The sequence below is a fragment of the Leptotrichia sp. oral taxon 417 genome (assembly GCF_013394865.1).
Taxonomy (GTDB): domain Bacteria; phylum Fusobacteriota; class Fusobacteriia; order Fusobacteriales; family Leptotrichiaceae; genus Leptotrichia; species Leptotrichia wadei_A.
Genome location: NZ_JABXYV010000001.1, coordinates 23,767 through 49,872 on the forward strand (window position 1 = coordinate 23,767; position 26,106 = coordinate 49,872).

Here is a 26,106-nt window from a genome sequence, read left to right on the forward strand (position 1 = left end):
TTTTTTGTATTTCTTATTTTTCTATGTTTCCAAATTGGGCAAGCAGTTTTGGGTGTACCTTTGTTCCAAAAAAATCTATTTTTCTAGCATTTTTAATATCCCACACAGCAGTAGAATAAATTGTTGCAACCGTATCAAAATATACTCCCATATATTCAAATATCTGAAAAGGTATTTTACTTGTAAATATTTCCATTTCCGGAAATTCATCTTTATATGTAAAAATCCCCCTTGGATGCAATTTAAACAACATATCGCTTTCATTGTAATTTTTAAATATTTTTTTATATAGCTCAACTGTTTCTTTATGTGTAAGAGATTCATCTTCCTCTAGCGGCTGACTTAAAAAAACAACTTTTTTATTTCTTTCATTTTTGTTCTCTCCTAATGCTTTTTGAATATTTTTCTATAAATTGCTGTAGATCCATCAGTCAATTCATTCTTAAATTCATCAAAATTCTCAAAATCATCTCCGCTCACACGATAAATCCAGTCTTTATTAAGCTTTAAGGAATTTACGCCCTTTCTAGTTGTTATAAAAATATCCACTCCCAATTTTTTTATATCATCTCTATTGCCTTTATATCGATGTCCCCAAGGATAAGCCAGACAATCTGGAATTTTTCCCAATTTTTCACTAATAATTTTTTTATTTTCCAAAATTTCAAATTTCACAGTTTCTTTAAATTGTTCTTCACTAATTTTATCAAAAAACTCATCTTTTCTTTCTTTAAATAATTTATTCAAAAATTCCTTTTTTTCCTTTTCAGACATATTATTCTCTTGAGGTTCCACAATATTTCTATACTTTTCCACAAAATCCTTTTTAGCCTTATAGCCAGGAATAGAAATCTTGCTTCGCAATTTAAACACAGGAAGTCCATTTAATTTTCCAGCATCCCTTTTTTCATCATAATTTCCATCAAAAAACAGGCTATAGCTTTCTCTTTTAAAATATGGTGAACTTTCCTCATCATAAAAATCCAGAACATCAATATTCTTTATTGTCAGCTGATGCGAATGTGTGTGAAGCTGAAAATCAACTAGTCCGCTTTCATACATTTCCCTAATTTCAGCCCAGTTTAAATAAGCATCATCCTTTTCAATAAACTTTGTATTCAAAAATATTGTAGCCTTCATATTATATTTTTTTAAAATTGGAAAAGCCAAAGTATAATTATTTTTATATCCATCATCAAAAGTTATAAGTATTGAATTTTTCGGCAACTTATAATCTAATCCCTTCAATTCCTCCATTTTAAAAGTCTTTTTATCCTTTATCCACTTTATATGCTCTTCAAATTCATCCACAAAAATTCCGCCTTTTCCCTTTTCACTGTCAACACTGTGATACATAAGGCATAAAACAAAATTTTTCCTAGTTTTATTATATACAATAAATGCCAAAAACAGCAAAATTATTATTAAAAATAAATATATCATCTTTCCCTCCCTTCAAGTTATAACTTACCTCTTAGCTTCAAAATTTTTGCTCTAATTTTTTTAATCAACCTATCAATCTTAAAATTCAGAACTGTATTTTTTCTCCTGTTGCTAAAATGCACATGCCTTTTATTCCCAATATGGGTCACATAAGGCTCCTTAAAAAATACCGCTTTAAATCCACGTTCCTTGTAAAAATTCGACAAAACTTCCTCATATCGCTGATTTTCCAATTTCTCGTGAAGCCCAAACAAATCCATATCTTTTTTTCTTCTCAAGGCTGGATTGTAAGTAAATATTTCTCCCTTTACATTGTAGTAATGCTCCCCTTTTTTTGAAACATAATCTTTATCATAAAAAAAATCTTCCTTAAAATCTTCCTTTGAACGAAGCCCAACAACTAAAATTTTTTCATCCTCCTCCATTACTTCCATTGACTTTTCAATAAATCCACTTTTAAGAAATTTCCAGTCATCTTCACAATGGAAAATATATTCAGTATCAATTTCACGATAAGCCTTGTCAATTGATTTTAGCTGCCCTAACCGTGTTTCATTTACTATCAGCCTAAAATCTTGATTTTTACCATCATATTTTGAAATCAGCCTTTCCAGTTTTTTCCCTTCTGTACTGTCTTCTGTTATTATTATTTTCTTAATCGGATAAGTATTGCATTCAAAAAAGCTGTCAAGCGTTTCTTCCAGCAAATCAAATCTCCCGCAGCTAGTTATTACCAGCGTTACTTCCTTCATATCTATCAAGCCCCTTCTTAGCCATTGTTTTTCTGCTTTTTATAGCCTCCACCAAATATTCATCATTTTTCTTCAGCCTGCTTCTGTCATTTTCATTATGATACAGATGACAAGTCAATGCCTCAAATTTTAATTTTTTCTTTTTACATCCAATATTAAATAGCCTTACAGCAAGTTCACTATCTTCCCTTCCCCAACCTTCTATTTCCTCCTCAAATCCGTTCACTTTAATTAGATCCTCCTTGAAAAAGGACATATTGCAAGACCTTATTCCACGTAAATTGCTATCTACTTTTGTAAATATTTTAGAAAGAATTTTACTTCTTATCATATTTATATTATTCTTTACACCTTTGCTAAAAATATTTATTCTTTTGCCTTCCATTATCTTCTTTGCCGCAACTGCCGAAGTTATAACTCTTGATCCTTGAATGAAGCAGCCTTTTTTCATATTTTTTATATGATCTTCAACAAAATGCCTGTTCAGTACTAAATCACCATCTATTATTATTATATAATTTCCAGATGCCTTGCTTATCGCCCTGTTTCTTGACATTCCAGCCCGAAATCCCTTATCTTCCTGCCAAGAATGAATAATATTGCTTTGCGGACAGCTTTCCTGAAATCTCTTTACAAGATCTATTGTTTCCTGCTTTGAGCCGTCATCGGCAACTATTATTTCCTTTGGAGCAACAGTCTGATCTAACACGCTATTCAGACATACTTCCAGAGCTTTCGGCCAATTGTAGGTAGTAATAACGAGAGAAGTGTCATTTCCCAAATTATTATAATATTCTTCACGTAATTTTGTATATTTTGTCATTGTGTAGATGGAACTGTACTTGGCAAGCAGGTAGCCTTCATATCCATCCATAAATCCAAGCTGCAAAATATACATTCTAAAAAATCTGAACATCATTTTTGAATATATTTTTATAAAGTTCGGATTTTTCCCATTTTTTATATATTCTTTTGCACTTTGTGAAGTATACCTGTTTAATTTTTCAAGAAATTCCTCAATGCTGTCGTAAGTATAATGAATTATCATTTCCTTTATTTTTTTTATTTTACTGTCAGTCTGATATTGTTCATGAACTTCACGGCTGCTTATTTTTACTTTTCCGTTTTTCCACAGCCTGATTACATAATCATCCCATCCGCCAAATTTTATTTCCCTTTTAAATGCAATATTTCTCAATTTTATTTTATAAACATCGCTTGATGGATTTTCACTATTGATAATTGTTTTTATCTTTTCCTTTAGCTGCGTTGATATTACTTCATCAGCATCTATTAATAAAATCCATTTGCCTTTACATTTTTCCAGGACAGAATTTTTTTGCGGACCGTATCCCTTCCATTTTTCCACAAAAACCTTTGCACCCTTTGAAAGTGCAATTTCCACAGTCCTGTCTGTACTTTCACTATCAACGATTATTATCTCATCAGCAATTTCCCTCACAGAATCCAAAGTTTTTCCAATCCTGTTCTCCTCATTAAAAGTTATTATTCCTACAGATAGTTTCATAAGCCCTTCTCCCATTTCATATTTTATAGTCATTTGTAAAAGTATAAGAACACAATATTTTTATGCTTGACTTTCTTAGTCTTCGCCACTCTCTGACAAGGCTTATAAATACTGCTTTTAATTCATTTACTTTTGCAATCGCCTGCACATTTTATTAGATATTTACAAAAACCTACAAAATTCTACATATTTTTATAATTTAATTTATCAAATACTTTTTCAAAATCTACATCATTGATCCGTTTTTCAGTATAGTCAACTAATATATTGCCTTCTTCTTTTATCCGCCATTTATTCTTATTAATTTTCAGTCCATAAAAAGCCATTATTTTTTTATTCAGCCCTTCGGCAATATGCAAGATGGCAGTATCCAGCGATACCACCAAATCACTATTTTTAATTATAGATATTGAGTCAAGTACCGTTCTGGACTTTTCAAAAAATAAAATATTTTTATTATCTGTCTTTTCAAGTATATTATAAATCGTTTCCCTGTCATTTGGAGAATCCAGAATTATAATCCTATGATCCCTATACATTTCACTTAGCCTTCTTATTATAACTAAGGCAACTTCCTCATTTATTTTTCTTCCTCTAGAGGCTCCAAAAAAGTTTAATGCAATTATTTTCTCGCTAACATTGTTTTCATCTAAAAATTTTTTTACATTTCTTTCTGAATCTTTGGAAACTGGAACATCATAAGCTGTATCCTTTATTTCAATATTCACTTTCTTCATCATCCGCTTATAAATTTCAATCATTTTTAAAGTGTTATTCTGTCTTACATTCTTATTATATATTTTATAGCCGTCTTTATTATATCCAACATTAACTTTGGCATTTACCCTGTTTATAAGATAAACCTGCTTATACTTCAAACCTTCCGTCGAATCAAGCAATACATCATAATTATTTTTTTTCAGTATTCGTGCAATTTTTCTCCATTCAAAAAATTTTTTCCTGTCAAATATATAGTATTCATCTATATTCTTATTTAATTTCAGTAAATCTTCTAAAGATTTGTCAGAAACAACATCTATTTTTATATTAGGATAATATTTTTTTATTTCTCTAAAGATAAATGAACTTATTATATAATCTCCTATTTTTCCATCTGTCCTTAAAAATAAAATCCTGTTTATTTTTGATGGATCTAAATCTGCATCTTTTTTTCTCTTATCAAATATCCTGCTTAATATTTCATTTTTTTTATCAACTAATTTATCTCTATATGGTCTATAAAATTTCCAGTTTATTTTACTCATTAAATTCTCATTCCTTATGTAAATATTATTTTATCTACGTTAATTCAAGGATAACGTATAATTCTAATTCTCCTTTGTTTCTTTTATTTCATCTATCTTGCCGTTTAGCCATCTTATCGGCTCTGATAACGAAAAACCATAAGTCTGGTTATGATTCCCCTGCATTTTTGAAATTACCTGCAAGCTGTCAGCTGTTGTTTTAGGTGACCATCTGCATAAGTTATATTTATCATTCGCATAAAAGCTCAGCAAAGGCTTATCCAAAGAAGAGACAACGTGAATTGCGCCGCCATCAACTCCAATTGCTAAATCAGCTGCAGCTGCAAATAAAACAAAATCCCTGATGCTAAATTCCCTAGATAAAGAAATGTCTAAATTTTTATTTATGTTATTCATTAACTTTCTATAATATTCTTCACTTCCAGCAGTTTTTCCCATAATAATTTTTACATTTTTCATCTTCTCATCTTCGATATTATTTAATAATTCAGCCACTTCTTCAGGTTTCATTTCTCTGTCGCTTCCTTGTGGAACAAGTAAAATTTTTACTTTTTGAGTTTTTTCAGAATCAGCTTCCCAAAATTTTTCCATTTTATCAATATCTTTTTTTAAAAGTTCAATATGCGGCTTTTCTCCTTCTATTTTAAAATATTTAGAAAATTCAGAACCTATTAAATAATCTATAATATGGGTTTCAACAGGTGGAGTACAGTCAAAATCATAATTTTTCACGTTTTTTCTATTATAATAATGCCCCTCGTCACTTTCTCCGAAAATCATTGTAATTTTTGGACTTAACACTTTCTTCCAAATCATCCGCTTTGTATTTTCCTTACTTAAAAAATCAAGTAATACATCCCATTTTTTATGATTTTTAAGTACATCATTCCGCTTCACAATATTATCTATTATTTTTTCATTCTCATTGCATAATTTGGCAAATTCCATATTTCTGCTTGTCACTACTAATCCTAATTTAACATTACGATACATTTTTTTTAACTGTCTTGCATAGCAAAAAGACATTAGAGTATCTCCGATGGAATCCTTAGGATTTATAAGTATTGATTTCACATTTTTTAAGTTAATATTTTTATGTCTTTTTTTAGCACCAAATAGCCATATTATTATTTTAGATTTTATTCCATTAACTATACTCATCATGTACCCTTTCTTTACATTATTCTAAATAGCTATTTATATTACTTTTAAAAATTTGTATTTTCTATTAATTCCTTTAGTTTTGCTTTATTACTTTCCATTGAAAAATCATCAGCTCGAATTAATGATATTTTCTTATAATTTTCATATTTTTCATTATTATTTATTAATTCGTAAACTTTTTCCACAAACATGTCTTTATCATTTAACGGAATAAGTTCACCATATTCACTATTTCCCCCCAATATATCCTTTGGACCCGTAGGGCAGTCATAGGCCACAACAGGCGTTCCAAAAGCAAGGCTTTCCAGCAGTACAGTCGGCAATCCTTCATATTTTGCAGTATGTACAAATAATTTTGCATTTTTAAAAAATGGATATGGGTTTTCAATTTGTCCAAGCAAGATTACATCATTTTCCAGATTATATTCCTTAATTTTCTGCTTAATCAATTCTACTTTTTCCCCGTTTCCAATAAAATAAAGTTTCTCCTTTATTCCTCGTTGCTTTAATTTATAATAAATGTCAACAAGATGTTCAGGCTGTTTTTGCTGTGTCAATCGTGACACCTGTAAAAAATAATTCTCTTTTAAATATTTTTCATAGTCAGGATTTACATTCTCTGCCTTTTCTCTAATTACTTTAAGATTTATTGGATTGTAGACTAATTCCACTTTAGTTTTATCCATTCCTAAAATATCCACAAACTCATTTCTCATTGTATCACATATTGCCAGTATTTTATCATATTTTTTATATTGTTTTTTATATTTTTCTATTTTGTCTGCACTTAGCTGTTCTCCAAAAGTAAGTGAAAAATGAATCCAGGCAAATACAGGAATTGCTATGTCAAAATCTTTATATTTCAACAAATTTGAAGAATAATCAATAACAACATCATAGTTTTTTTCTTTTATTCTCTTTTCCACTTTTTTTAAATAAGTTGTTTTTGCCCGTAGCCTAAAAATTTCCTTAACAATTTTGCTTTTTCCATCATAATTTTTAAATAAAAATTCATAATTCACCTTTTCTGGAATTTCATTTTCAAATAAATTATTTTTTCCATGATTCCAAGTTATAAGCAAATCAACATCATAATTCAGTTCAACCAAATTTTTTAAAACATTAAGTAAAACTCTCTCTTCTCCTCCCATGCTCAAATGACCATGTAATACCAGTACTTTCATATTTTTTCATCCTTTTTTATTTTTTCCAAGTCTATTCTATTTCATACATTTTTTCAAAATATTCAAAAAAAGTTCCATCTTTCTTTCTTTTACTATTTTCTATTTTAAAAGACAATTTATGAATACTTGATTTTTTTGTTATTTCTTGTAATTTATCTTCAGAATATTTATCAAACCATACTCTAAACATTTCATGAGGAAAAGTATCAGATATAACTTGACATTGTTCCTTTTTATAATAATTTTCTATTAATTCGTTATAAAGTATCTGCAAAATAAAATAATTTGGAACTGAATCGTTGTTTTCCCAAAAAATCATTAACATATCTAATAACGTATTAATAACTTTGTTATTTTTATGTGAGAAAATAACACTGCTTAGCATTCTTACCTTCGATTTTTTACTCCAAGAAAAATAAATTGAATCATAATCTTCCCATTCTTTTTTATTTTCCAAATTCTCATCCCTTTGAAATAAAAAATAATCCATTTCAAAATATTTTTCAGACAAATAATCTGTCAAAAGTATTGTCGCATCCATCCATACACCACCATAATTACTCAGCAATGCAAGCCTTAATATATCTGAAAAGTGAGCATATCCCATTCTTTTATCATTTAATTTTTCCAAAATATATTCTGGAATATCAAGATATTCCTTCATACTTTCATTATCCAGACGAATTACAGTATAATCCCTGCCATATTTCTCCATAGATTTATAGCAAATTTTTACAACGCTAGGTAATTTTTCATAATCCCAGCCTTGCCCCCAAAATTGCCATATTATGTTCTTATCTGCCAATGTCTTTTTTGGCTTAACTTTTTTTCCCATAACTTTATTTTCAAAGTAATCCTTTAAAATATTATCCCAATCCTTTGCAATTGTTTTTTGATTCAAAAGATACACATTACTTTGTAATTTGTCATATATTTTTTTTGGCAATAATTCTTTATACACATATTTATAGGGCTTTTTATTTAATTTTTCGTTAAGTTTGTAAATTTTGCTGTTAGAAAATTTATATTTCTCCATTTTCACGCTCCTGTTATTTATATAGTAAAACTACTTTGATTAATTCGATCTCACCAATTGAAAATTCAAACATAATATTTAAACTAAAAATAGTAGAACATCATTTTTCATTTTCAAAATTTAAAGTCTTCTGATTTTTTATATTTCTGTACAAATAGTCAATAAAAAATATTAGTACAGTTAAAGTTATTACTAAATGCTTATCATTCAAATTGTCATCTGTCATCCCTTGAATTATCCAGGCTATAAAAGAAACTTTAGTACCTATTTCAAATGCAGTTATTTTTGTATTCCTATCATATTTATAAAAATTTATCTTAAATAATTTTATTAATAAATTTATAATTATCAAAATAAAAAACACAAAGCCTAAAATTCCAAAATCCAGTAAATATTGCAGATATGAATTATGTGAAGCTACATAATGCTGAGTCCGCAATTTATTTCCAGTAAGAAAATATTTATATACATAATCGCTAACTCCTATTTTTTTATAATAATCCAAATTAAATTTTTTTCTTTCCTCAGCTCTCCAGCCATATAGCGGTTTCTGTTTAAAAGCTTCTGCTCCAGTTTTCCAGAAAATTACTCTTAAATTACTCGATGGATCATTTTTATATTTAACTATGTATTGTATTCTATTCGAGATTGAAACTGGCAATGCAAAGTAGCCTGTAAAGCACATTAGAACAGCGGCTAATACATATCTTTTTCTTTTTTTATACATAATATACAAAATTGTAGGAAGTAAAGAAATATAAACCATTTTTGATCTATTTACAATAACTATGAATAAAACTAGAATTGACATTATAGCCAAATAAATCTTTATCATTTTATTTTTTTTATTATCTTCATTCTTGTAAAATAATAAAAAAGACATCAAATATAAAAGTATTATACACATAATATTTGCAAAATCCTGAACAGTTAAAATAGCAGTAACTCTCGGATATTCAAACCCTACAGGATGTGCCCATTCATTATAATTTTTTATAAAATTAATAATTGCTAAAATTAAGATTATTGTTCCACCAAATAAAAATGACTTTAAAAAATTAAAAATTCTTTTATTGTCATTTATAAAATATGCTAACGGAAAAAAAATTAAATATCTTAAGTTATAATTATCTAACCGTGATCCTATTCCGCCGTCAAATGCCGCTATTATAAACGACATAGCTACAAACACGACTAATAATACTGAAAATTTTACATCTATTTTAGAAAAAAAATCCTTCCGATTCTTTTTAAAAAACATTGAAACTGCAAATGTCAATAACAATAACGGAATTACAACATTATTCTCAAACTTTTCAGATAAAAATAAAGAAACTCCAGTTAACAGACAAAAAATAAACCCCACCTTATTTATAATTAAATTTATTTTTTCGTTATTCATATTTACTCCTTTTTTATAATCATTTACAAAAGCCTAAAAATTCCATAAAATACGACCTTTGTTTTTTTCCGCTCCCTTGCAAGGTATTTATCCCTGCTTTTATAGTTTTTTAAATATGATTTATAATTTCTTCATAGACTCTTTCTATGCTAATCTCAGGTATCCCCTTATAATAATCCTTCCTATACTCATGCTGATGTACTGGAATTTTTACAATATTATTCTCATAAAACTCATTATCCTCAATAACATTACTTTTTTCCTTCCAAGGGAAAAATCCCAATGAACGTTTTCCAGGTCCAAAAATCCCAATTACAAAGGGTTTTTCAAATCCGCTGGCAATATGAATTGGAGAACTGTCATTCCCTACAACAACATCAGCCCTTGAAATCAAGGCCCCAAATTCAACAAGGTTAATTTCTCCACGAAAATCAATAACATTTTTATCATTCTCAAAATTTAGGGGCAGTTCCTTTTCAGCTTTTGAACCAGTTATTCCTATAAAATAATTTTTATTTTTCTTCAATTTTTCAATAACTAAACGATATTTTTCTATAGGCCACATTTTTTCAGGTCTTTGGCTTCCAGGAGCGATTAATATTAACTTTTGCCCTTCATTTCCAAAATATCCATTATTTTCCAAAATTCTGTCAATTTTTGCAAAATCCTCCTTTGCAGGATAAATTCTAATCGGAATTTTTCCCCCTTTGTATTCCACCAAATCAAGCAATCTTTCCACTTCATGCTTTTTCATGTCATAATGAACTTTCTTATTTAGCAAAAATGAGCCTGTCGCCACATCAAATCCAGCAATATTCGGAATTTTTGCCAGTTTTGCAAGCAATATCGACTTTATAAATCTATGCGGTATTACTGCATAATCATATTTTTTTTGCTTCAAGATTTTTAATACTCTCAAAAATCCCTTTATTCCCTTATCTTTTCCCTTTTTATCATAAAGAATTATTTCATTCAAATTGGGATTATTGCTTATAACGCTCTTATTTGCCGGCAATGTCAAATAATCAATCTCTGATTTCGGATACATTTCCTTCAGTCTTTGAATCAATGGCGTAGACAAGACAATATCTCCAATAAATGCCGTATGTATTACCAATATTTTCATTTTTTCTCCTTAATCTGTATACAGAGTTATTATATCACATTTAGTGTCTTTTTATAATAGTTATTTTTACATTTTAGATTAACTTGTGCTAAATTTCTTTTAAAAAATAACAAAAAAAAGACATAGCTTATGATTAAATTCACTAAGTTATGTCCTTACCAATATTTTGGAATAAAACTAAAAAATAATTCAAATTATTTCAATACTTTTGACTCGAATTTTTTTCCACCATAATATAACATATATTTCTTATCTTGCAATGCTCCAGGATTTACAAATATTATACCATTTTTTTCTGCAAAGTATTCTTTGTGTGTATGTCCAAAAACACAAATTTCAGCCTTTTCCAAATGTGCCTTTTTCTCTAGTTCTTCAAGTGTCCGTTTCACATTATACAAGTGTCCATGTGTAAGAAATACCTTTTTCCCCATCAAGTCAAATATTCTCGTATCTCTGGACTCATAATCATCCATATCAGTATTCCCCTTTACAATAGCAAAAAGTACATCCCTATAAACTAATGACATATCAATTGCATCGGTGCTGTGATCTCCTGCAAAAATTACGATTTCTGGATTTTCCAGCTCCATCACCTGCTGAAAATAATCAAGTCTTCTGTGACTATCCGAACAAATTAATACTTTCATTAAATCTCCTCTCTCCATCTTTTAATTTTTCCCTACTGAAAAATTTTTTTATTATATACTCAAACCTCTTTAAAATCAAACTGCCAAAACTAGACAACCTAAAAATTTTCAAAAAATTAGTTGCCATTTCAATCTAACTTATAAACAGTTTTATCATCTTATTAGAGTGAACTACTCCCCCTTTTAGAAGCGGGAACTTCTTGGGAAGTATCTGCACATGACTAGCCAAATATATTTACCAAGCTCTTCGGACAGTTCCTGCCCTGTTTTTTGTTTCTTACTTAACAATAAAATTACTTTGAAATTATTTTGAATGTTACAATTATTTTTCTCAAAAATAAATATTTATATAATTTGATATTTAATTTTATAATCTTCTAAATAAATTTGCTATATTTTTTAATTTTATACTAATTTTTATCTGCTTTTTGTATATGTTCAATCATAGATTTTTTAATAAAGTTGCATTTATTATAATCTAAAATAGTTTATTACTAATATTATTTTTATTATATTTTCCTTTTATATTAAAAATAAATTAATATTATTTAATTGTTCCAGTTAAAAATCAAAAAAAAGAGGAAGAGCATATTTTAAAAATTTAGGAATACCCAAACAGCTATTACAAACTGTTTGAGTAATATCCATTATTATTTGTGATTAATTTTCTAAACAATGAAAATCGGTTTTTGAAGATTTTCAAGTATTCTAACTCCAAGTTTACCAGTAATTCTTTCAACCATTACTGTATACCGTAAATCTCCCATTAAAACTAAATCATAATTTTGAGATTCATTCATAATTGTCTTAAATGTATCTCCTTTTTTGTGAATGAGGTTATAGTTTTCTCCAAATCTTTGAGCTAGGCTGTTTTCATCATCTTCTTCAACATTTACACGCAGCACATTTACCTTTTGCTCACCAAATATATGGAAAAAAGTAAATAATGTCTTATTTGCATTATAAGCCCCGTCATCAAGCAATACTAAATTATCCAGTCTGAAATTTTCCACATTTGGTAAAATAATTAATGGCTTGAATATGCTTCTTAAAATTTCCTTTAATACAGGAGTTACTTTTTCATTTTTTACAAGCACAAGCAAATCATATTTTTTCAATTCTTCCAGGATAATTTCAGAAGTTTCTCCATCCTTTGTGTAAAAATTTGAAATATCAGCTGTCATTTTTTCCTTTATTTTTTTTACAGTTTTTTCTTCCAGTTCCCTATATTCCTTAAAGGCATAATTTGCTCCGATATTTAGCCCCATACCTTCAATGCTCACAGGAAAAACTTCGTATTTTAAGACATCCTTGATGTAAATAACATCAATTTCAACATCATATTTTTTCTTAAAAATTCCCGCAAAATTAACCAATGGCTGTATTTCATTTTCTGCTGTAACTAAAAATAATGCTTTTTTTTGTAACATTTTAACCACTTCCTTATTATGATAATTTTATTTAACCTATTTTTCTTCACTAAAGTCAGGAGCTTCTGTAATTTTTACAACAGAGGCAATTTTTTCATTATTTCTAACTTTCATTATTCTGACACCTGTTGCCGAACGACTTTGCACAGTAATATCATTAATGCTTGTTCTAATTAACGTACCTTCTGAAGTAATAAGCATAATTTCATCATTTTCCCTTACGATTTTTACATCTACAATTTTTCCTGTTTTATCATTCAGTTTTGCATTGATGAGCCCTTTTCCGCCTCTTGACTGAAGTCTGTATTCAGAAAGTTTTGTTCGTTTTCCATAACCTTCTTCAGTTATTGTAAGGAATCTCATTTTATCGTCATCCATTTCAGAATTAATAATTGCAGCTCCAATAACTTTATCCTTATCACGTAATGTAATTCCCCTTACTCCAACTGCTGATGTTCCCATGCTTCTTACATCTTTTTCAGAGAATTTGATGGCAATACCATTTCTAGTTGCCGCAAAGATTTCATCTTCTCCGCTTCCGCTTGTAAGTCCAATAAACATAACTTCATCATCATCATTTAATCTGATTGCCCGTTTTCCAGCCTTCATAATATTACTAAACAATGTCAGTTCAGATTTTTTAACAACTCCATTTCGTGTTACAAAGAATAAATTTCTATTCTTTTCAAATTCACGAACTTTTATTATAGTGCTAACTTTCTCATCATTGTCTAAATTTATAATATTTCCAATAAGTTTTCCACGAGCCTGTTTTCCAGTTTCAGGAATTTCATAAACTTTTATGCTGAATACCTTTCCTTTCGTTGTAAAAATAAGCAATGTATCAAGAGCCTTGGCAATATACATATCCTTTACAACATCATCTTCCACTGTATTTGTAGCATTTACTCCAATTCCGCCACGCTTTTGAGAACGGTAAGTATCAATTGCCACACGTTTTACATAACCTTTTTCTGTAAGCGTTACAACAACTTCCTCATCCTTAATCAAATCTTCAATGCTAATTTCAGCTCTTGCATTTCTAATTTCAGTTCTACGTTCATCCCCAAAATCTTCCTTTAACTTAAGTGCTTCCTCTTTAATTATACCATATATTTTTGAATCGTCAGACAAAATTCCCATTAATTTTTCAATTAATTTCATAAGTTCATTATATTCCTGATTAATCTTATCTCTTTCAAGCCCAGTAAGTCTTTGCAATCTCATATCCAAAATAGCCTTTGCCTGAATTTCTGAAAATTCAAATTTATCAATTAATTCAGCCCGTGCAACATTTGCATCTTTAGAAGCACGTATAATTCTAATTACTTCCTCAATATTATCAAGAGCAATTTTAAATCCTTCCAAAATATGAGCCCTATTTCTAGCTTTTTTCAGCTCAAATTCAGTTCTTCTCGTAATTACTTCAAATCTATGCTCTAAATATTTTTGCAAAACCTGCTTTAAATTCAATACTCTCGGTGCATTATCCACAAGCGCAAGCATAATTACACCAAATGTATTTTGCAAATCGGTAAATTTATAAAGGCTGTTTAAGATTAATTCACTTTCCTCACCTTTTTTCAGCTCAATTACAATTCTAATACCATCCCTGTCAGTTTCATCCCGCAAATCAGATATTCCTGTTAATTTCTTCTGTTTTACTAAATCTGCAATTTTTTCAATAAGCCTAGATTTATTCACTTGATACGGCAATTCTGTCACAACAATTGATTCTTTCCCAGTTTTTGAAGTTTCAATTTCCACACGTCCTGCAACTCTTAATTTTCCACGTCCAGTTTTATACGCATCATAAATTCCCTGTTTCCCGTTAATTATACCACCAGTTGGAAAATCTGGCCCTTTTATATAACCAATCAGTTCATCAATTGAAATTTCAGGATTGTCAATTAATGCAACAATTCCGTCAACTACTTCCCCTAAATTATGTGGCGGAATATTTGTAGCCATTCCCACTGCAATCCCATTTGCTCCATTTAGTAACAAATTAGGCAATTTAGCAGGCAATACAACTGGCTCATCCAGACTTTCATCAAAGTTCTTTCTATAGTCAATTGTATCCTTTCCAATATCCGCAAGCAGCTCTTCAGTAATTTTAGCCATTCTAGCCTCCGTATACCGCATTGCCGCCGCTTCATCCCCATCAATTGAACCAAAGTTTCCATGTCCATCAATAAGTTCATATCTCATATTAAAATCCTGAGCCATTCTAACCATCGCACCATAAACCGAAGAATCCCCATGCGGATGGTATTTCCCAAGTACATCCCCAACAATTCTTGCCGATTTCTTAAATGGAGTCTTATGGCTCATTCCCATTTCACTCATGGAAAATAAAATTCTTCTATGTACAGGCTTTAATCCATCACGTACATCAGGCAACGCACGGCTAACAATTACACTCATTGAATAATCCAAATAAGCCGCCTTTATCTCATCCTCAATATAAACATTAGATTCATTTGATAAATCCGTAGCCTTAGGTAATCCTTCCACAATGATTTCCCTATCATCATTCTCATCCATTTCCGTTATTTCATCTTCTCTTTCCTCGTCATCTCTAAAATCGTCCGACATCATCTGCACCTCTTTTCTTCTCTAATTCTATACTTCCATTTGTTAAATATCCAAATTCCTTACATAATTTGCATTATCTTCGATAAATTTCCTTCTAGGTTCAACCTTATCCCCCATCAGAATATTAAACATCTTATCCGCATAAGATGCATCTTCCATCGAAACTTTTAACAATGTTCTCACTTCTGGATCAAGGGTAGTTTCCCAAAGCTGTTCTGGATTCATTTCTCCTAGCCCTTTGTAACGTTGAATTGTGTATTTTCTTCCATCTTTTTCCAAAACTTTTGTCACTTGCTTTAGCTGGTCATCTGAATAGGCATATCTAATCGCCTTTCCAGCCTGAATTTTGTATAAAGGCGGCTGTGCAATATAAATGTAGCCTTCGTTAATTAATTCCCTTAAATGTCTGTAAAAGAATGTCAGCATTAATGTTCGGATGTGAGCCCCATCAACATCGGCATCTGTCATAATTACGATTTTATGGTATCTTAATTTCTTTATATCCATATCATCACCAAATCCAGCTCCAAAGGCTGTAATCATCGCACGAATTTCTGCATTTTCCAGAGCCTTGTGCACTCCTGATTTTTCCACATTTAATATTTTCCCACGAAGCGGCAATATTGCCTGAAACCTTCTGTCTCTTCCCTGTTTTGCAGAACCTCCCGCAGAATTTCCTTCGACTATGAAAATTTCTGACTCAGCTGGATCTTTTGAGGAGCAGTCTGCCAGTTTTCCAGGCAGCGATCCAACTTCCAGCGTATTCTTTCTTAATACAAGTTCTCTTGCCTTTTTCGCAGCTTCTCTTGCTCTTTTAGACATTACCATTTTTTCAATGATTTTTTCAGCTGCCTTTGGATGATCCTCCAAATAAAATTTTAAATTTCCTCCAACAATATTTGATACAATTCCTGTTACTTCACTGTTTCCAAGTTTTGTCTTTGTTTGCCCTTCAAATTGCGGTTCAGGTATTTTTACGCTTATTACGCAGACTAGCCCTTCCCTTACATCTGTCCCTTGAAATGTTCCGTTTTTATCTTTAATCAAGTTCATCTGCTTTGCAACATCATTAATAGTTCTTGTAAGCGCTGTTCTAAAACCGCTGACATGAGTTCCGCCTTCATGTGTATTTATATTATTTACAAATGAATAGACATTTTCCCTTTGAGAAGTTGTATAATTCATAGCGATTTCCACTTCCACAAATTTTGCGCTTCGGTGTTTTTTCACAGTATTTCCGTTTTCATCCACAGTTTCTACTTCTTTAGCTTCCTCAATCTGCATTTTATCAGCCATATAAATCACATCATCAATAATTTTTTCATCATCAATAATTTCATTTAAAAAGTCCTTTATTCCACCTTCAAACAAAAATTCTTCAGTTTTTATATCATCAGCATTTCTTTCATCAGCCAGCTCAATTTTTAAGTCCTTATTCAAATATGCCAATTCCTTCAAACGTGATTCCAGCACAGAATAATCATAAACTGTTGTTTCAAAAATTTCATCATCAGCCTTAAATCTAATTACGGTTCCATGTTCATTCTCATCAGCTGTGCCTATTTCCTCCACAGGCGTTGCTGGCACACCCCGTCTATATGTTTGTCGAAAAACTTTTCCATCACGCGTGACAGTCGCCTCAAGCCACTCTGACAAGGCATTTACAACAGATACTCCAACTCCATGAAGTCCACCTGACACTTTGTAGTTGTCGTTGTCAAATTTTCCACCAGCATGCAATACTGTAAGCACAACTTCCAATGTTGATTTTCCTGTTTTATGCATTCCCACAGGAATTCCACGTCCATTATCAGTTACTTCGATTATATTCCCTTCCAATATTTTCACAGTAATCTTATCACAAACTCCAGCAAGCGCCTCATCCACACTGTTATCCACAATTTCCCACACAAGATGATGAAGCCCACGTGACGAAGTCGACCCAATATACATTCCAGGACGCTTTCTAACCGCTTCCAGCCCTTCCAGAACCGTAATAGCTTCTGCTCCATAATTATTAGCCATTATTTACTCCCTCCATTTTATACCAAACTTTATATCTTCTTTTATTTCAAATTGCTCTAAACTTTTCTTATGAAAAGCAAAAATAGTATTTATCCGTTGCAATAACAAAGCAATTTTAAACTTCTTGCCAAATAATGCCATGATTCAAAATCCACAAAATTATTATTCAAACAAGAAATCGCCTTATTTCCCAACACAAAAATTCCCAAATACGTGATCTAAAATATCCTCAGATGATATTTCCCCAGTAATTTCCGAAAGTGAATCCAATGCTTCCTTTAAATCCACAGAAATCAAATCCATAGGAAGCCCCATATCTATCGTTTCAAAAATATTTTTTATCGCATCCTTTGTCTTTTCAAGTGCCGTTTTATGACGAATATTTGTAATTATCAATTTTTCTGATGAGTTTTCCACATCTTCTTCCACAATATACGAATAAATTTTTTCCTGCATATCTTCAATTCCAATATTGTCCTTTGCTGATATTTCAACAATATTTTCCAGATTATGTCCTTCAAGATTAATTTTTTTATTTAAATCAATCTTATTCAATAATACTATAACTTTCTTTTTATTTTCTTTAATCTGATTTATAACTTCTATATCTTCGTTTTCAAGCTCCTTTGAAGCATCCAGCACAAGCAGCACCAAATCAGCCTTCCCAATAAACTGCTTAGACTTTTCCACACCAATATTTTCCACAATGTCATCAGTTTTTCTGATTCCAGCCGTATCCACCAGAACTAACGGAACTCCCTTTATATTAATTATTTCCTCAATAACATCCCGTGTTGTCCCTGCAACATGTGTTACAATCGCTCTTTCCTCGTGAAGCAGAGCATTCAGCAATGTAGATTTTCCCACATTAGGTTTTCCCACAATAACCGTTTTTATTCCCTCTTTTATTTTTTTCCCCGTATCATAAGAATCAATCAGACGATTTGCCTCTTCATAGACTTTTTCCAAATTATTTCTCAATTCAGCCGGCAATGGATCATCAATCCCTTCCTCAGGATAATCCAGCACAACATTTACATGAGCCGTAATATCAAGCAGCGCCTTTTTAAACTGGTTCACTTTATCTCGTAAATCCCCTCTTAACTGATCCAGCGATAAAGACACGCTTTTTTCCGTCTTTCCTTGAATTATATCCATAACCGCCTCAGCCTGCGATAAATCTATTCGCCCATTCATAAATGCCCTTTTTGTAAATTCACCGCTTTCAGCATGTCTTGCCCCATTTCTCAACACAAGCTCAAGCACCTTTTCTGAAACAAGTGTTCCACCATGGCAATTTATTTCCACAATATCTTCACAAGTGTAGCTTTTTGGAGCTTTTAGCCTAACAGCCATCACTTCATCTACTGTTTTTTCACCATCCTTGATAAATCCGTAATTTAATTTATAAAAACCCAAATTAGCATTTGGGTTCTTTTTAACAAATATTTTGTCCAGTATTTCAAATGATTTATCTCCAGATATTCTTATTATGGCAATTCCACCTTCACCTTTTGGAGTGGAAATAGCCGCAATTGTATCAAATAACATCTTAAACCTCTATTTCTAAAATCATTTTTCTAATTTTTTTCATCCAGTTTTTTAATAATCAAATATCTTTTTGGATCTTCTCCTACACTTTCAGTTTTCAATCCCTTCATAAATGAAATTTCTTCATGAATGATTCTACGTTCGTGTGAGGCCATAGGATTTAATTTTATCGCATTCCCAGTCGATAAAACAGCTTTCCCTTTCTTTCTAGCCAAATCCCTTAATGAATGTTCACGTTTTTCCTTATAGTTGTTAGAATCAACAGAAATTTTTAAATGCTTAAATTTTTTAGTTGTGCTTATCAGATATTCCAAACTGTTCAAGGCACTCCCCTTTTCTCCAATTAAAAATCTCATATCCTTTCCATCAAGAACAACTAAATATTTTCCATTATTTTCCTTCTTAACATTCACAATTTTCACATCCAGCCTTACACTCACAATAAATTCCTTAAAAAAACCTCTAATCTTATCTATATTCGTATCAGAGTAGCTTTCTTGACTAGTTTTTCCATCATTTTCAAAATTTTCATTTTTATAGTTCTTCTTGGTATTGCTATTTCGATTATTTTCCTTTTGTAAATCATAATTTCTTGTTTCTTTTTTTACAATTTTATTTTCGCTTTGCACTTTTGATTCTTGTGTTTTTATTTCACTATTAGCCTTTAACTCAGACTTTTTAACAATTTCAATTTCATATTCGCCTTTTATATTTACAAATAATATTTTTTTAGGATACTTTAAAACTTTTACCTGATAAGTTTCATCTTCCTTCAATGTCAAGGAACGGCTTATCATATTTTTAAGTTCTTCCTCATTTTGAGCTTTTAATATTATCTTTTCCATCATCACTTCTTCCTTTCAAAATGAAATACTGCTGAACTAATGATAAAGCCCCTGAAACTAAATAATATAACGTTACTCCTGATGGCATTTTATAAAATATAAATAACATCATAAGAGGCATCATATACAGCATTGTCTGCATTTGCTGGCTAGATTCCTGTCCACTTGTTGCACTTGTCATTATTTTCTGTTGAATATAAGTAACACCAACATTTAAAATTGGCAACAGATTAAATGCAAAGTTTCCTATCATAAACAGTCTATCAGGCTGTTTTAATGTAAACCATAAAAATTTTGCATCTGCTGGAATGGCATTTCCGCTAAAAGCCCAGTATAATGCCACAAATACAGGCATTTGAATTAATAATGGCAGACATCCTCCTAGTGGATTTACTCCGCTTTCCCTATAAAGTTCAGCTGTTTTTTGCTGATATTCTTGTGGATTGTCTTTATATTTTTCTTTTATTTTCTCAAGTTCAGGCTGTAATTCCCTCATTTTTTTCATTGACTTTTCCTGTTTCAATGTCAAAGGGAATATAATTATTCTCATTAAAACTGTAACAATTATTATTGCTATCCCATAATTTCCTACAACACCGTATATCGCATTCAAAATATGTACGACAAAATCGACTAGTGCTTGTATTTTAAACATGTATAATTTCCTCCATTTTTATAATAAAATTTCACTTGCCTTTTTGCGTGAAACTTTTTTTAATTTTTAAACTTTCTCTTTTTTTATTTTAACGGATCATATCCACCCTTATGAAAAGGATGACATTTTAACAACCTTTTTACTGTCAGGTAAGTCCCCTTTACTGCTCCATATTTTGTAATTGCCTGTCGTGAATATTCCGAACAAGTTGGATAAAATCTGCATCTTCTCCCTAAATAAGGTGAAATGCCCTTTTGATAAATTTTTATCATAAATAATAATATTTTTTTTATCATTTTATCACCTTGATAATATCCTTTTCTATATCCTTATACTTTAAATTTTTTAAATTATCCTTCAAAATAGATTTGCCGACAAATACATAATCAGTATTCTCTTTAAATTTATCCTTATGTATTCTCACAAATTCCCTAAAAATTCTTCTTATTCTATTTCTTTGAACTGCATTTCCAGTTTTTTTGCTGGCTACAAAGCCAAATCGCTGTTTATTATTTTCTCTTATAAAAATAATAGCATACTTTGTATGCATTTTTTTTGATTTGTTATATATTAATGAAAAATCCTTTGATTTCTTTATTTTGTTAATAGACATATTTCTCTTCTTTAGATTTTAAGATAAACGAGAGCTTAATAGATATTCAAAATCTTTAAATTCAGACAAATTTCAAGAAATCTTTATTATATAAAAAAGCTCTCCTATTTGTTTAGATTAATGCTTTTAAAAACCCAGTGTTGAATTTAACACCGGGTTATGCTGATAATTTAGCTCTTCCTTTAGCTCTTCTTCTCTTTAAAACATTTCTTCCGCTTTTATTTTGCATTCTTTTTCTAAATCCATGATCTTTTTTTCTTTTTCTTTTATTTGGTTGATATGTTCTTTTAGTCATTTCTTATCCTTTCTTTCGTGTTTTTAAAAAAGTTATTGTCTTTTATAAATATTATATACAATATTCAAAAAAAAGTCAAGTTTTAAGCCGTTTATATTTAAATTTTGATTTGTACTGAGTTTATAATTATTTTTATATATTCAAATATAAAAGGAGCAAATATATAATTTACAGTTAAATATTTTGGAATAATAAAAGAAAAGAAAAAACTATATAATAAAAAACTTGATAATATTAAAAATACTTTTAATAATAATTCTTTTTTTTTGCTTGGATTTTAAATATTTTTTTAGTGGAACTTTTTCTATAACAAGTATTAGTAATGTTAAAGCAAAAATTGAAAGGCATATAGCAAATGTGTTTTTATAGAATAATGAAATTATTAAATCAATAATACTTATAATTATGATATAATAATATTTTAATTTTGAAAAAAGAGTCTCTATGATTAATTCAATAGCTATATATGCAAAAGTATATGAATTAATTATTTCTATTAAAACTTTTTGTATTTCTGTTAAACAGAATATTTGAGAACTACAAAAAGTTATTATCCATATAAAAAGCCAGATAATAATTTTTATTTTTATATTCATATTGTATATTCCTCCTAATTTTTAGTATATCATATTTTTAATTTTTTGAAAAGTTTTCCACATTCCTATAATAACTAATATAATATATATTAATATATATATTATTATTATGCACTGTGGAAATGTGGGAATACCGATGAATAAAGGGATTGCCAGCGGATAACCTGTGGAAAACTTTTGCCGATTTTGTGGAAAACTTTTTTCCACAATGTTATCCACATAGTTATCAACATAGGATGTGGAAAACTAAATCAATTGTGGAAAACCTGTGGAAAGTGCTTAAAAATGGGAATATAAGATTTTGTGGAAAAGTATTTAAGAAAGTGAAATTATTGTGATAAATAAAGGTTTTGTTAGTATTTTCCCTATGTGGAAAAGTATGTGGAAAACTTTTTTTCAAAATCTTGATTATTTATTTTATATATGTTATAGTTAAATCAAATTAGAGGTTACACGATAGTAATTTTACTATAAATTAATAATAAAAGAAGGGAAATAGCAGATGGATGTCGTGAAATTGTGGGAAAAAGTGAAAAAAACTATGAAAAGGAAGATTAGCGAAGGAGAATTTGAGCTTTTTTTTGAGAATGTAAAGGCAGAAAAAATAGAAGATAACATATTTACGCTTACCTGTAATTCTAAACTGATAAAGGAAAGTGTGGAAAAGTATAGAAGCCAGATGGAAGAAATTGTGGAAATTGTGACTGATGAGGAAATTACAATGAAGTTTGAAGTAAAAAAACAGGATGTAATGCTGTATCAGAATGAAGTACACAGACTTCCAAAGGAAACAAGGGAAAAAGCTCCAATTCACACAGGATTAAATCCTAGACATCGGCTTGATAATTTTGTAGTTGGGGAAAACAGCAGGCTGGCATATAATGCGTGTCTTGCAGTTGTGAAAAACCCGACTGTTTACAACCCGCTTTTCATCTTTGGGAGTTCAGGGCTTGGAAAAACCCATCTTATGCAGGCTGTGGGAAACGCAATCTTGGAAAAGGATCCGACAAAACGGGTTTATTATTCCACTTCAGAAGAATTTGCAAATGAGTTTTTCAAAGTTTTAAACAGTGGACGGATTCAGCATTTTCGGGACACCTTTCGTGCTTTAGATGTGCTTCTTCTGGATGACATACAGTTTTTTGAAAAGGTCTTTGGACGTGGAGAAGGAACAGTGGAAGAGGAGTTTTTCCACACTTTTAACAAGCTGCAGGAACTAGGAAAGCAGATAATAATGATAAGCGACAAGTCGCCAAAGGAGATAAAAAATCTGTCAAAACGTCTGGAATCAAGATTTCTATCAGGCTTAACTGTGGAAATACAAAGCCCTGGCTATGAAACTCGCATGATGATTTTAAAAAATATGGCAGAAGCACAGGGAATTGAGATAGATGAAAGCATTTTAGAATATATTTCAGACTCCTTGAATACAAATGTAAGAGAACTGGAAGGAACGCTTACAAACCTTAATGCAAGGGCAAAACTGCTGAATGAGCAAATAACATTGGAATTAGTGCAGGAAATGCTTATGCACAACGTAAAGCGGAAGCAATCTAAAATGACAGCCCAAAAAGTAATAGAAATGATTTCTGCACATTATAGTATCAGTGTAGCCGATATGAAATCTAAAAAACGCCAGAAAAAAATAGTTGAAACAAGACAAATTGCAATGTATCTCTTAAAAAACAACGATAATCTTGATCTAAGCTTAACTGCAATTGGCGGGCTTTTTGGCGGAAAAGACCACAGCACGGTTATAAGCAGTATTAGAAAAATTGATAAGAAAATAAAAGAAGATATTGTATTTAAGAAGGAAATTGACACGCTAAACAAGAAAATATTCAAGGTGTAAAAGATTGTGGAAAGCATGTGGAAAACTTTGTGGAAAACTCGTATTAAAAAATCTGGAGTTTTCCACTGTGGAAAAAGTTTTCAACAATCTAAATTTTTATAAATATTTATTATCAATATAATTATATTCTGATTAATTAAAAAAATAAATTTTATCATTGTGGAAAAGTAAAAATTAGTTATCCACAGTATGTTGGAAAGTTTTCCACAATTTTTGTGGAAAAAGATTGTTAAAATTTACGATTAATACTATGATTGTGGAAAAGTAAAATATAATTGTGTAAAACTGAAATTTAGTTATCCACATTGTTAAAAAAAGTTTTCCACATTTGTGGATAAATCAGTTTTAGTTAATATTAAATTAAATATAAATTGATAAAAAATTATATAAATAAAAAATTTAAAAAGTTTTCCACATATATAAAATTTATATCCACAATGCAATGTGGAAAAGTAAATAGTTAAAAAAGTTAGTAAAAATGGGGATAAACTGCAATTGTGGAAAAGATGTGGAAAAATTGTGGAAAAAGTTTTCCACAAAAAAAATGAGTTTTCCACAGAAAAATTAAGCATTAATTTTATTAATGATTGAAAGAGAAATAAAAAAAATATAAGGAGAAGAGAAAATGAGAAAAATAGATAATGAAATTGAAGAAATTGCGATAAATACTGAGTTTATAAAATTAGATCAGCTGTTAAAGTGGGCGAATCTTACAGGTTCTGGAGTGGAAGCGAAAATGTTTATTCAAAATGGTGAAGTGAAAGTAAATGATGTTGTGGAAACAAGACGTGGAAAAAAAATTTATGATGGGGATATTGTGGAATTTGCTGGGGAAAAGATAACAGTGAGAAAAAAATAGAAATAATTTTTTGAGATTTAGTGTAGTATGAAGGGGAAGAAATATCAATGTATTTGGATCAGATTAGTTTTAATAACTTTCGTTGCCTTGTGGATGGAAAGTTGAAGTTTGACAGGTATTTTAATTTAATATATGGGAGAAATGGACAGGGAAAGACATCACTTATTGAGGCTGTCTATTTTTTGGCTACGGGGAAAAGCTTTAGGACTAAGAAGGTAAGGGAGATTCGCAAGTATAATTTGAACAGGTTAATTGTGTTTGGGAAATACCAGCATAGGGATTTATCGGAAAATGTTATTGCTATTGATGTGAATGAGGATAGAAGGGATTTTTATATTGACAGGGAAAAAAATAAATATATAAATTATGTGGGACTTTTGAATATTATCTCATTTATTCCTGAAGATATTGAGCTAATTGTGGGAAATCCTGGGGTTAGGAGAAGTTTTTTTAACTATGAAATTTCGCAGGCAAAAAGGGAATATTTGCAGTCGATTGTAAATTTTGAGAAAATATTGAAGGTGCGAAATAAACTTATAAAGGAAAAAAAGACTGGAGAGGAAATTTATAAAATTTATAATGAAAAATTTATTGAGGAAGGGCTGAATATTGTTTTAAATCGGCGGGAATTTATAAAAAAATTATCAATTTTGCTAAATCTAAATTATAGAAAGTTATTTGATGAAAATTCGGAACTTAAATTAAAATACGACTGTTTTCTTGGAGATGTGGAAAAGAAAACCAGGGAAGAGTTGAAGGGGAATTTTGAGTTAATGTGCAAAAGAAAAAGTGAAAGAGAAAAATTTTTAGGGTATAGTTTGCTTGGACCGCAAAAGGATGATTTTATTTTTGAATTAAATGGGAAAAATGCAAAGGCATATTCTTCTCAGGGAGAAAAAAAATCTATAATTTTTTCGCTGAAAATCTCGGAAATTGATATTTTAATAAAAGAAAAAAATGAGTATCCGATCTTTATTATGGATGACATTGCTTCGTATTTTGATGAAGTGAGAAAAAAGAGCATTTTAAATTATTTTTTGAATAAAAAAATTCAATGTTTTATAACTTCAACAGAGGATTTGGGGATAGAAGGGAAAAAATTCATTGTGGAAAGGGGAAAAGTTACAGCAGAATAATTTTTTTATGGTTTTGCTGTATTTTGGATAGTTTGCTTGACAATTATATAATTTTACGATTGCAGTTAGATAATAATATAAAAAAATTTGGTTTATTAATAGAT

Annotated in this window: 24 protein-coding genes; 3 read left to right on the forward strand and 21 right to left on the reverse strand. The window is 30.0% G+C overall.

The window, feature by feature from the left end; translation table 11 throughout:
- Positions 1 to 13: 13 nt before the first annotated feature.
- The 21 genes from HW276_RS00090 to HW276_RS00190 form a co-directional block, all read right to left on the reverse strand.
- Positions 14 to 400, reverse strand: a complete 387-nt coding sequence (locus HW276_RS00090) for a glycosyltransferase family 52 (protein ID WP_178938487.1) — start codon at positions 398 to 400, stop codon at positions 14 to 16.
- Entirely contained in the window at positions 385 to 1,443 is a 1,059-nt protein-coding gene (locus HW276_RS00095; protein WP_178936929.1) for a polysaccharide deacetylase family protein, read from the reverse strand. Before HW276_RS00095 ends, HW276_RS00090 begins: the two co-directional genes overlap by 16 nt.
- Positions 1,444 to 1,460: 17 nt before the next feature.
- Positions 1,461 to 2,195: a glycosyltransferase gene (locus HW276_RS00100; RefSeq protein ID WP_147004516.1), complete on the reverse strand. Its 735-nt coding sequence runs from the start codon at positions 2,193 to 2,195 to the stop codon at positions 1,461 to 1,463.
- Positions 2,167 to 3,756: a glycosyltransferase gene (locus HW276_RS00105; protein WP_255460248.1), complete on the reverse strand. Its 1,590-nt coding sequence runs from the start codon at positions 3,754 to 3,756 to the stop codon at positions 2,167 to 2,169. The genes HW276_RS00100 and HW276_RS00105 overlap by 29 nt, the downstream gene beginning before the upstream one ends.
- 149 nt (positions 3,757 to 3,905) lie before the next feature.
- Positions 3,906 to 4,988, reverse strand: a complete 1,083-nt coding sequence (locus HW276_RS00110) for a glycosyltransferase family 9 protein (protein ID WP_178936930.1) — start codon at positions 4,986 to 4,988, stop codon at positions 3,906 to 3,908.
- A gap of 63 nt (positions 4,989 to 5,051) precedes the next feature.
- Positions 5,052 to 6,149, reverse strand: coding sequence for a glycosyltransferase family 9 protein (locus HW276_RS00115; RefSeq protein ID WP_178936931.1), 1,098 nt, complete (start codon positions 6,147 to 6,149; stop codon positions 5,052 to 5,054).
- Between the two features lie 47 nt (positions 6,150 to 6,196).
- A complete protein-coding gene (locus tag HW276_RS00120) occupies positions 6,197 to 7,336 on the reverse strand; it encodes a glycosyltransferase (protein WP_178936932.1) in 1,140 nt (379 codons plus the stop codon).
- 31 nt (positions 7,337 to 7,367) lie between these two features.
- Positions 7,368 to 8,372 carry a capsular polysaccharide synthesis protein gene (locus HW276_RS00125; protein WP_178936933.1) on the reverse strand — a complete coding sequence of 335 codons (1,005 nt, stop codon included), beginning with the start codon at positions 8,370 to 8,372 and terminating at the stop codon, positions 7,368 to 7,370.
- A gap of 100 nt (positions 8,373 to 8,472) precedes the next feature.
- Positions 8,473 to 9,774: an O-antigen ligase gene (locus tag HW276_RS00130; protein ID WP_178936934.1), complete on the reverse strand. Its 1,302-nt coding sequence runs from the start codon at positions 9,772 to 9,774 to the stop codon at positions 8,473 to 8,475.
- Between the two features lie 109 nt (positions 9,775 to 9,883).
- A complete protein-coding gene (locus HW276_RS00135; protein ID WP_178936935.1) occupies positions 9,884 to 10,900 on the reverse strand; it encodes a glycosyltransferase family 9 protein in 1,017 nt (338 codons plus the stop codon).
- Between the two features lie 194 nt (positions 10,901 to 11,094).
- Positions 11,095 to 11,547, reverse strand: coding sequence for a YfcE family phosphodiesterase (locus HW276_RS00140; RefSeq protein ID WP_147004524.1), 453 nt, complete (start codon positions 11,545 to 11,547; stop codon positions 11,095 to 11,097).
- 668 nt (positions 11,548 to 12,215) lie between these two features.
- Positions 12,216 to 12,977, reverse strand: coding sequence for a GntR family transcriptional regulator (locus HW276_RS00145; protein WP_147004525.1), 762 nt, complete (start codon positions 12,975 to 12,977; stop codon positions 12,216 to 12,218).
- A 36-nt stretch (positions 12,978 to 13,013) separates the two neighbouring features.
- Entirely contained in the window at positions 13,014 to 15,575 is a 2,562-nt protein-coding gene (gyrA, locus tag HW276_RS00150) for a DNA gyrase subunit A (protein WP_178936936.1), read from the reverse strand.
- Between the two features lie 42 nt (positions 15,576 to 15,617).
- On the reverse strand, positions 15,618 to 17,600 hold the full coding sequence (gene gyrB / locus HW276_RS00155) for a DNA topoisomerase (ATP-hydrolyzing) subunit B (RefSeq protein WP_147004526.1): 1,983 nt from the start codon (positions 17,598 to 17,600) through the stop codon (positions 15,618 to 15,620).
- Between the two features lie 183 nt (positions 17,601 to 17,783).
- A complete protein-coding gene (gene mnmE, locus HW276_RS00160) occupies positions 17,784 to 19,151 on the reverse strand; it encodes a tRNA uridine-5-carboxymethylaminomethyl(34) synthesis GTPase MnmE (protein ID WP_178936937.1) in 1,368 nt (455 codons plus the stop codon).
- Between the two features lie 29 nt (positions 19,152 to 19,180).
- Positions 19,181 to 19,996, reverse strand: coding sequence for a R3H domain-containing nucleic acid-binding protein (locus HW276_RS00165; protein ID WP_178936939.1), 816 nt, complete (start codon positions 19,994 to 19,996; stop codon positions 19,181 to 19,183).
- Entirely contained in the window at positions 19,965 to 20,651 is a 687-nt protein-coding gene (locus tag HW276_RS00170) for a YidC/Oxa1 family membrane protein insertase (RefSeq protein ID WP_178936941.1), read from the reverse strand. Before HW276_RS00170 ends, HW276_RS00165 begins: the two co-directional genes overlap by 32 nt.
- Before the next feature lie 83 nt (positions 20,652 to 20,734).
- Positions 20,735 to 20,944, reverse strand: coding sequence for a membrane protein insertion efficiency factor YidD (gene yidD, locus HW276_RS00175; RefSeq protein WP_147004597.1), 210 nt, complete (start codon positions 20,942 to 20,944; stop codon positions 20,735 to 20,737).
- The gene (rnpA, locus tag HW276_RS00180; protein WP_147004529.1) at positions 20,944 to 21,264 is read right to left on the reverse strand and encodes a ribonuclease P protein component; all 321 of its coding nucleotides are present in this window, start codon (positions 21,262 to 21,264) and stop codon (positions 20,944 to 20,946) included. Before rnpA ends, yidD begins: the two co-directional genes overlap by 1 nt.
- Positions 21,265 to 21,421: 157 nt before the next feature.
- Positions 21,422 to 21,559 carry a 50S ribosomal protein L34 gene (rpmH, locus tag HW276_RS00185; protein ID WP_006805377.1) on the reverse strand — a complete coding sequence of 46 codons (138 nt, stop codon included), beginning with the start codon at positions 21,557 to 21,559 and terminating at the stop codon, positions 21,422 to 21,424.
- Between the two features lie 209 nt (positions 21,560 to 21,768).
- Positions 21,769 to 22,155 (reverse strand): hypothetical protein, encoded by a 387-nt coding sequence (locus tag HW276_RS00190; RefSeq protein WP_178936943.1) that lies wholly within the window; start codon positions 22,153 to 22,155, stop codon positions 21,769 to 21,771.
- Positions 22,156 to 22,657: 502 nt separating this feature from the next.
- Between HW276_RS00190 and dnaA the strand changes: the two genes are divergently transcribed.
- The 3 genes from dnaA to HW276_RS00205 all read left to right on the forward strand — a co-directional run bounded on the left by dnaA (position 22,658) and on the right by HW276_RS00205 (position 26,002).
- Complete coding sequence (dnaA, locus tag HW276_RS00195; protein WP_178936945.1) at positions 22,658 to 24,007, forward strand: chromosomal replication initiator protein DnaA; 1,350 nt, start codon at positions 22,658 to 22,660, stop codon at positions 24,005 to 24,007.
- 625 nt (positions 24,008 to 24,632) lie between these two features.
- On the forward strand, positions 24,633 to 24,866 hold the full coding sequence (gene yaaA, locus HW276_RS00200; RefSeq protein WP_178936947.1) for a S4 domain-containing protein YaaA: 234 nt from the start codon (positions 24,633 to 24,635) through the stop codon (positions 24,864 to 24,866).
- 47 nt (positions 24,867 to 24,913) lie between these two features.
- Entirely contained in the window at positions 24,914 to 26,002 is a 1,089-nt protein-coding gene (locus HW276_RS00205; protein ID WP_178936949.1) for a DNA replication/repair protein RecF, read from the forward strand.
- Positions 26,003 to 26,106 lie beyond the last annotated feature (104 nt).

What these genes read in the sequence shown, in the direction of transcription:
- HW276_RS00095 (WP_178936929.1), bottom strand. Translation starts at nt 1,443, where the DNA reads ATGATATATTTATTTTTAATAATAATTTTGCTGTTTTTGGCATTTATT.
- HW276_RS00100 (WP_147004516.1), bottom strand. Translation starts at nt 2,195, where the DNA reads ATGAAGGAAGTAACGCTGGTAATAACTAGCTGCGGGAGATTTGATTTG.
- HW276_RS00105 (WP_255460248.1), bottom strand. Translation starts at nt 3,756, where the DNA reads ATGACTATAAAATATGAAATGGGAGAAGGGCTTATGAAACTATCTGTA.
- HW276_RS00110 (WP_178936930.1), bottom strand. Translation starts at nt 4,988, where the DNA reads ATGAGTAAAATAAACTGGAAATTTTATAGACCATATAGAGATAAATTA.
- HW276_RS00115 (WP_178936931.1), bottom strand. Translation starts at nt 6,149, where the DNA reads ATGAGTATAGTTAATGGAATAAAATCTAAAATAATAATATGGCTATTT.
- HW276_RS00120 (WP_178936932.1), bottom strand. Translation starts at nt 7,336, where the DNA reads ATGAAAGTACTGGTATTACATGGTCATTTGAGCATGGGAGGAGAAGAG.
- HW276_RS00125 (WP_178936933.1), bottom strand. Translation starts at nt 8,372, where the DNA reads ATGGAGAAATATAAATTTTCTAACAGCAAAATTTACAAACTTAACGAA.
- HW276_RS00130 (WP_178936934.1), bottom strand. Translation starts at nt 9,774, where the DNA reads ATGAATAACGAAAAAATAAATTTAATTATAAATAAGGTGGGGTTTATT.
- HW276_RS00135 (WP_178936935.1), bottom strand. Translation starts at nt 10,900, where the DNA reads ATGAAAATATTGGTAATACATACGGCATTTATTGGAGATATTGTCTTG.
- HW276_RS00140 (WP_147004524.1), bottom strand. Translation starts at nt 11,547, where the DNA reads ATGAAAGTATTAATTTGTTCGGATAGTCACAGAAGACTTGATTATTTT.
- HW276_RS00145 (WP_147004525.1), bottom strand. Translation starts at nt 12,977, where the DNA reads ATGTTACAAAAAAAAGCATTATTTTTAGTTACAGCAGAAAATGAAATA.
- gyrA (WP_178936936.1), bottom strand. Translation starts at nt 15,575, where the DNA reads ATGTCGGACGATTTTAGAGATGACGAGGAAAGAGAAGATGAAATAACG.
- gyrB (WP_147004526.1), bottom strand. Translation starts at nt 17,600, where the DNA reads ATGGCTAATAATTATGGAGCAGAAGCTATTACGGTTCTGGAAGGGCTG.
- mnmE (WP_178936937.1), bottom strand. Translation starts at nt 19,151, where the DNA reads ATGTTATTTGATACAATTGCGGCTATTTCCACTCCAAAAGGTGAAGGT.
- HW276_RS00165 (WP_178936939.1), bottom strand. Translation starts at nt 19,996, where the DNA reads ATGGAAAAGATAATATTAAAAGCTCAAAATGAGGAAGAACTTAAAAAT.
- HW276_RS00170 (WP_178936941.1), bottom strand. Translation starts at nt 20,651, where the DNA reads ATGTTTAAAATACAAGCACTAGTCGATTTTGTCGTACATATTTTGAAT.
- rnpA (WP_147004529.1), bottom strand. Translation starts at nt 21,264, where the DNA reads ATGTCTATTAACAAAATAAAGAAATCAAAGGATTTTTCATTAATATAT.
- rpmH (WP_006805377.1), bottom strand. Translation starts at nt 21,559, where the DNA reads ATGACTAAAAGAACATATCAACCAAATAAAAGAAAAAGAAAAAAAGAT.
- HW276_RS00190 (WP_178936943.1), bottom strand. Translation starts at nt 22,155, where the DNA reads ATGAATATAAAAATAAAAATTATTATCTGGCTTTTTATATGGATAATA.
- dnaA (WP_178936945.1), top strand. Translation starts at nt 22,658, where the DNA reads ATGGATGTCGTGAAATTGTGGGAAAAAGTGAAAAAAACTATGAAAAGG.
- yaaA (WP_178936947.1), top strand. Translation starts at nt 24,633, where the DNA reads ATGAGAAAAATAGATAATGAAATTGAAGAAATTGCGATAAATACTGAG.
- HW276_RS00205 (WP_178936949.1), top strand. Translation starts at nt 24,914, where the DNA reads ATGTATTTGGATCAGATTAGTTTTAATAACTTTCGTTGCCTTGTGGAT.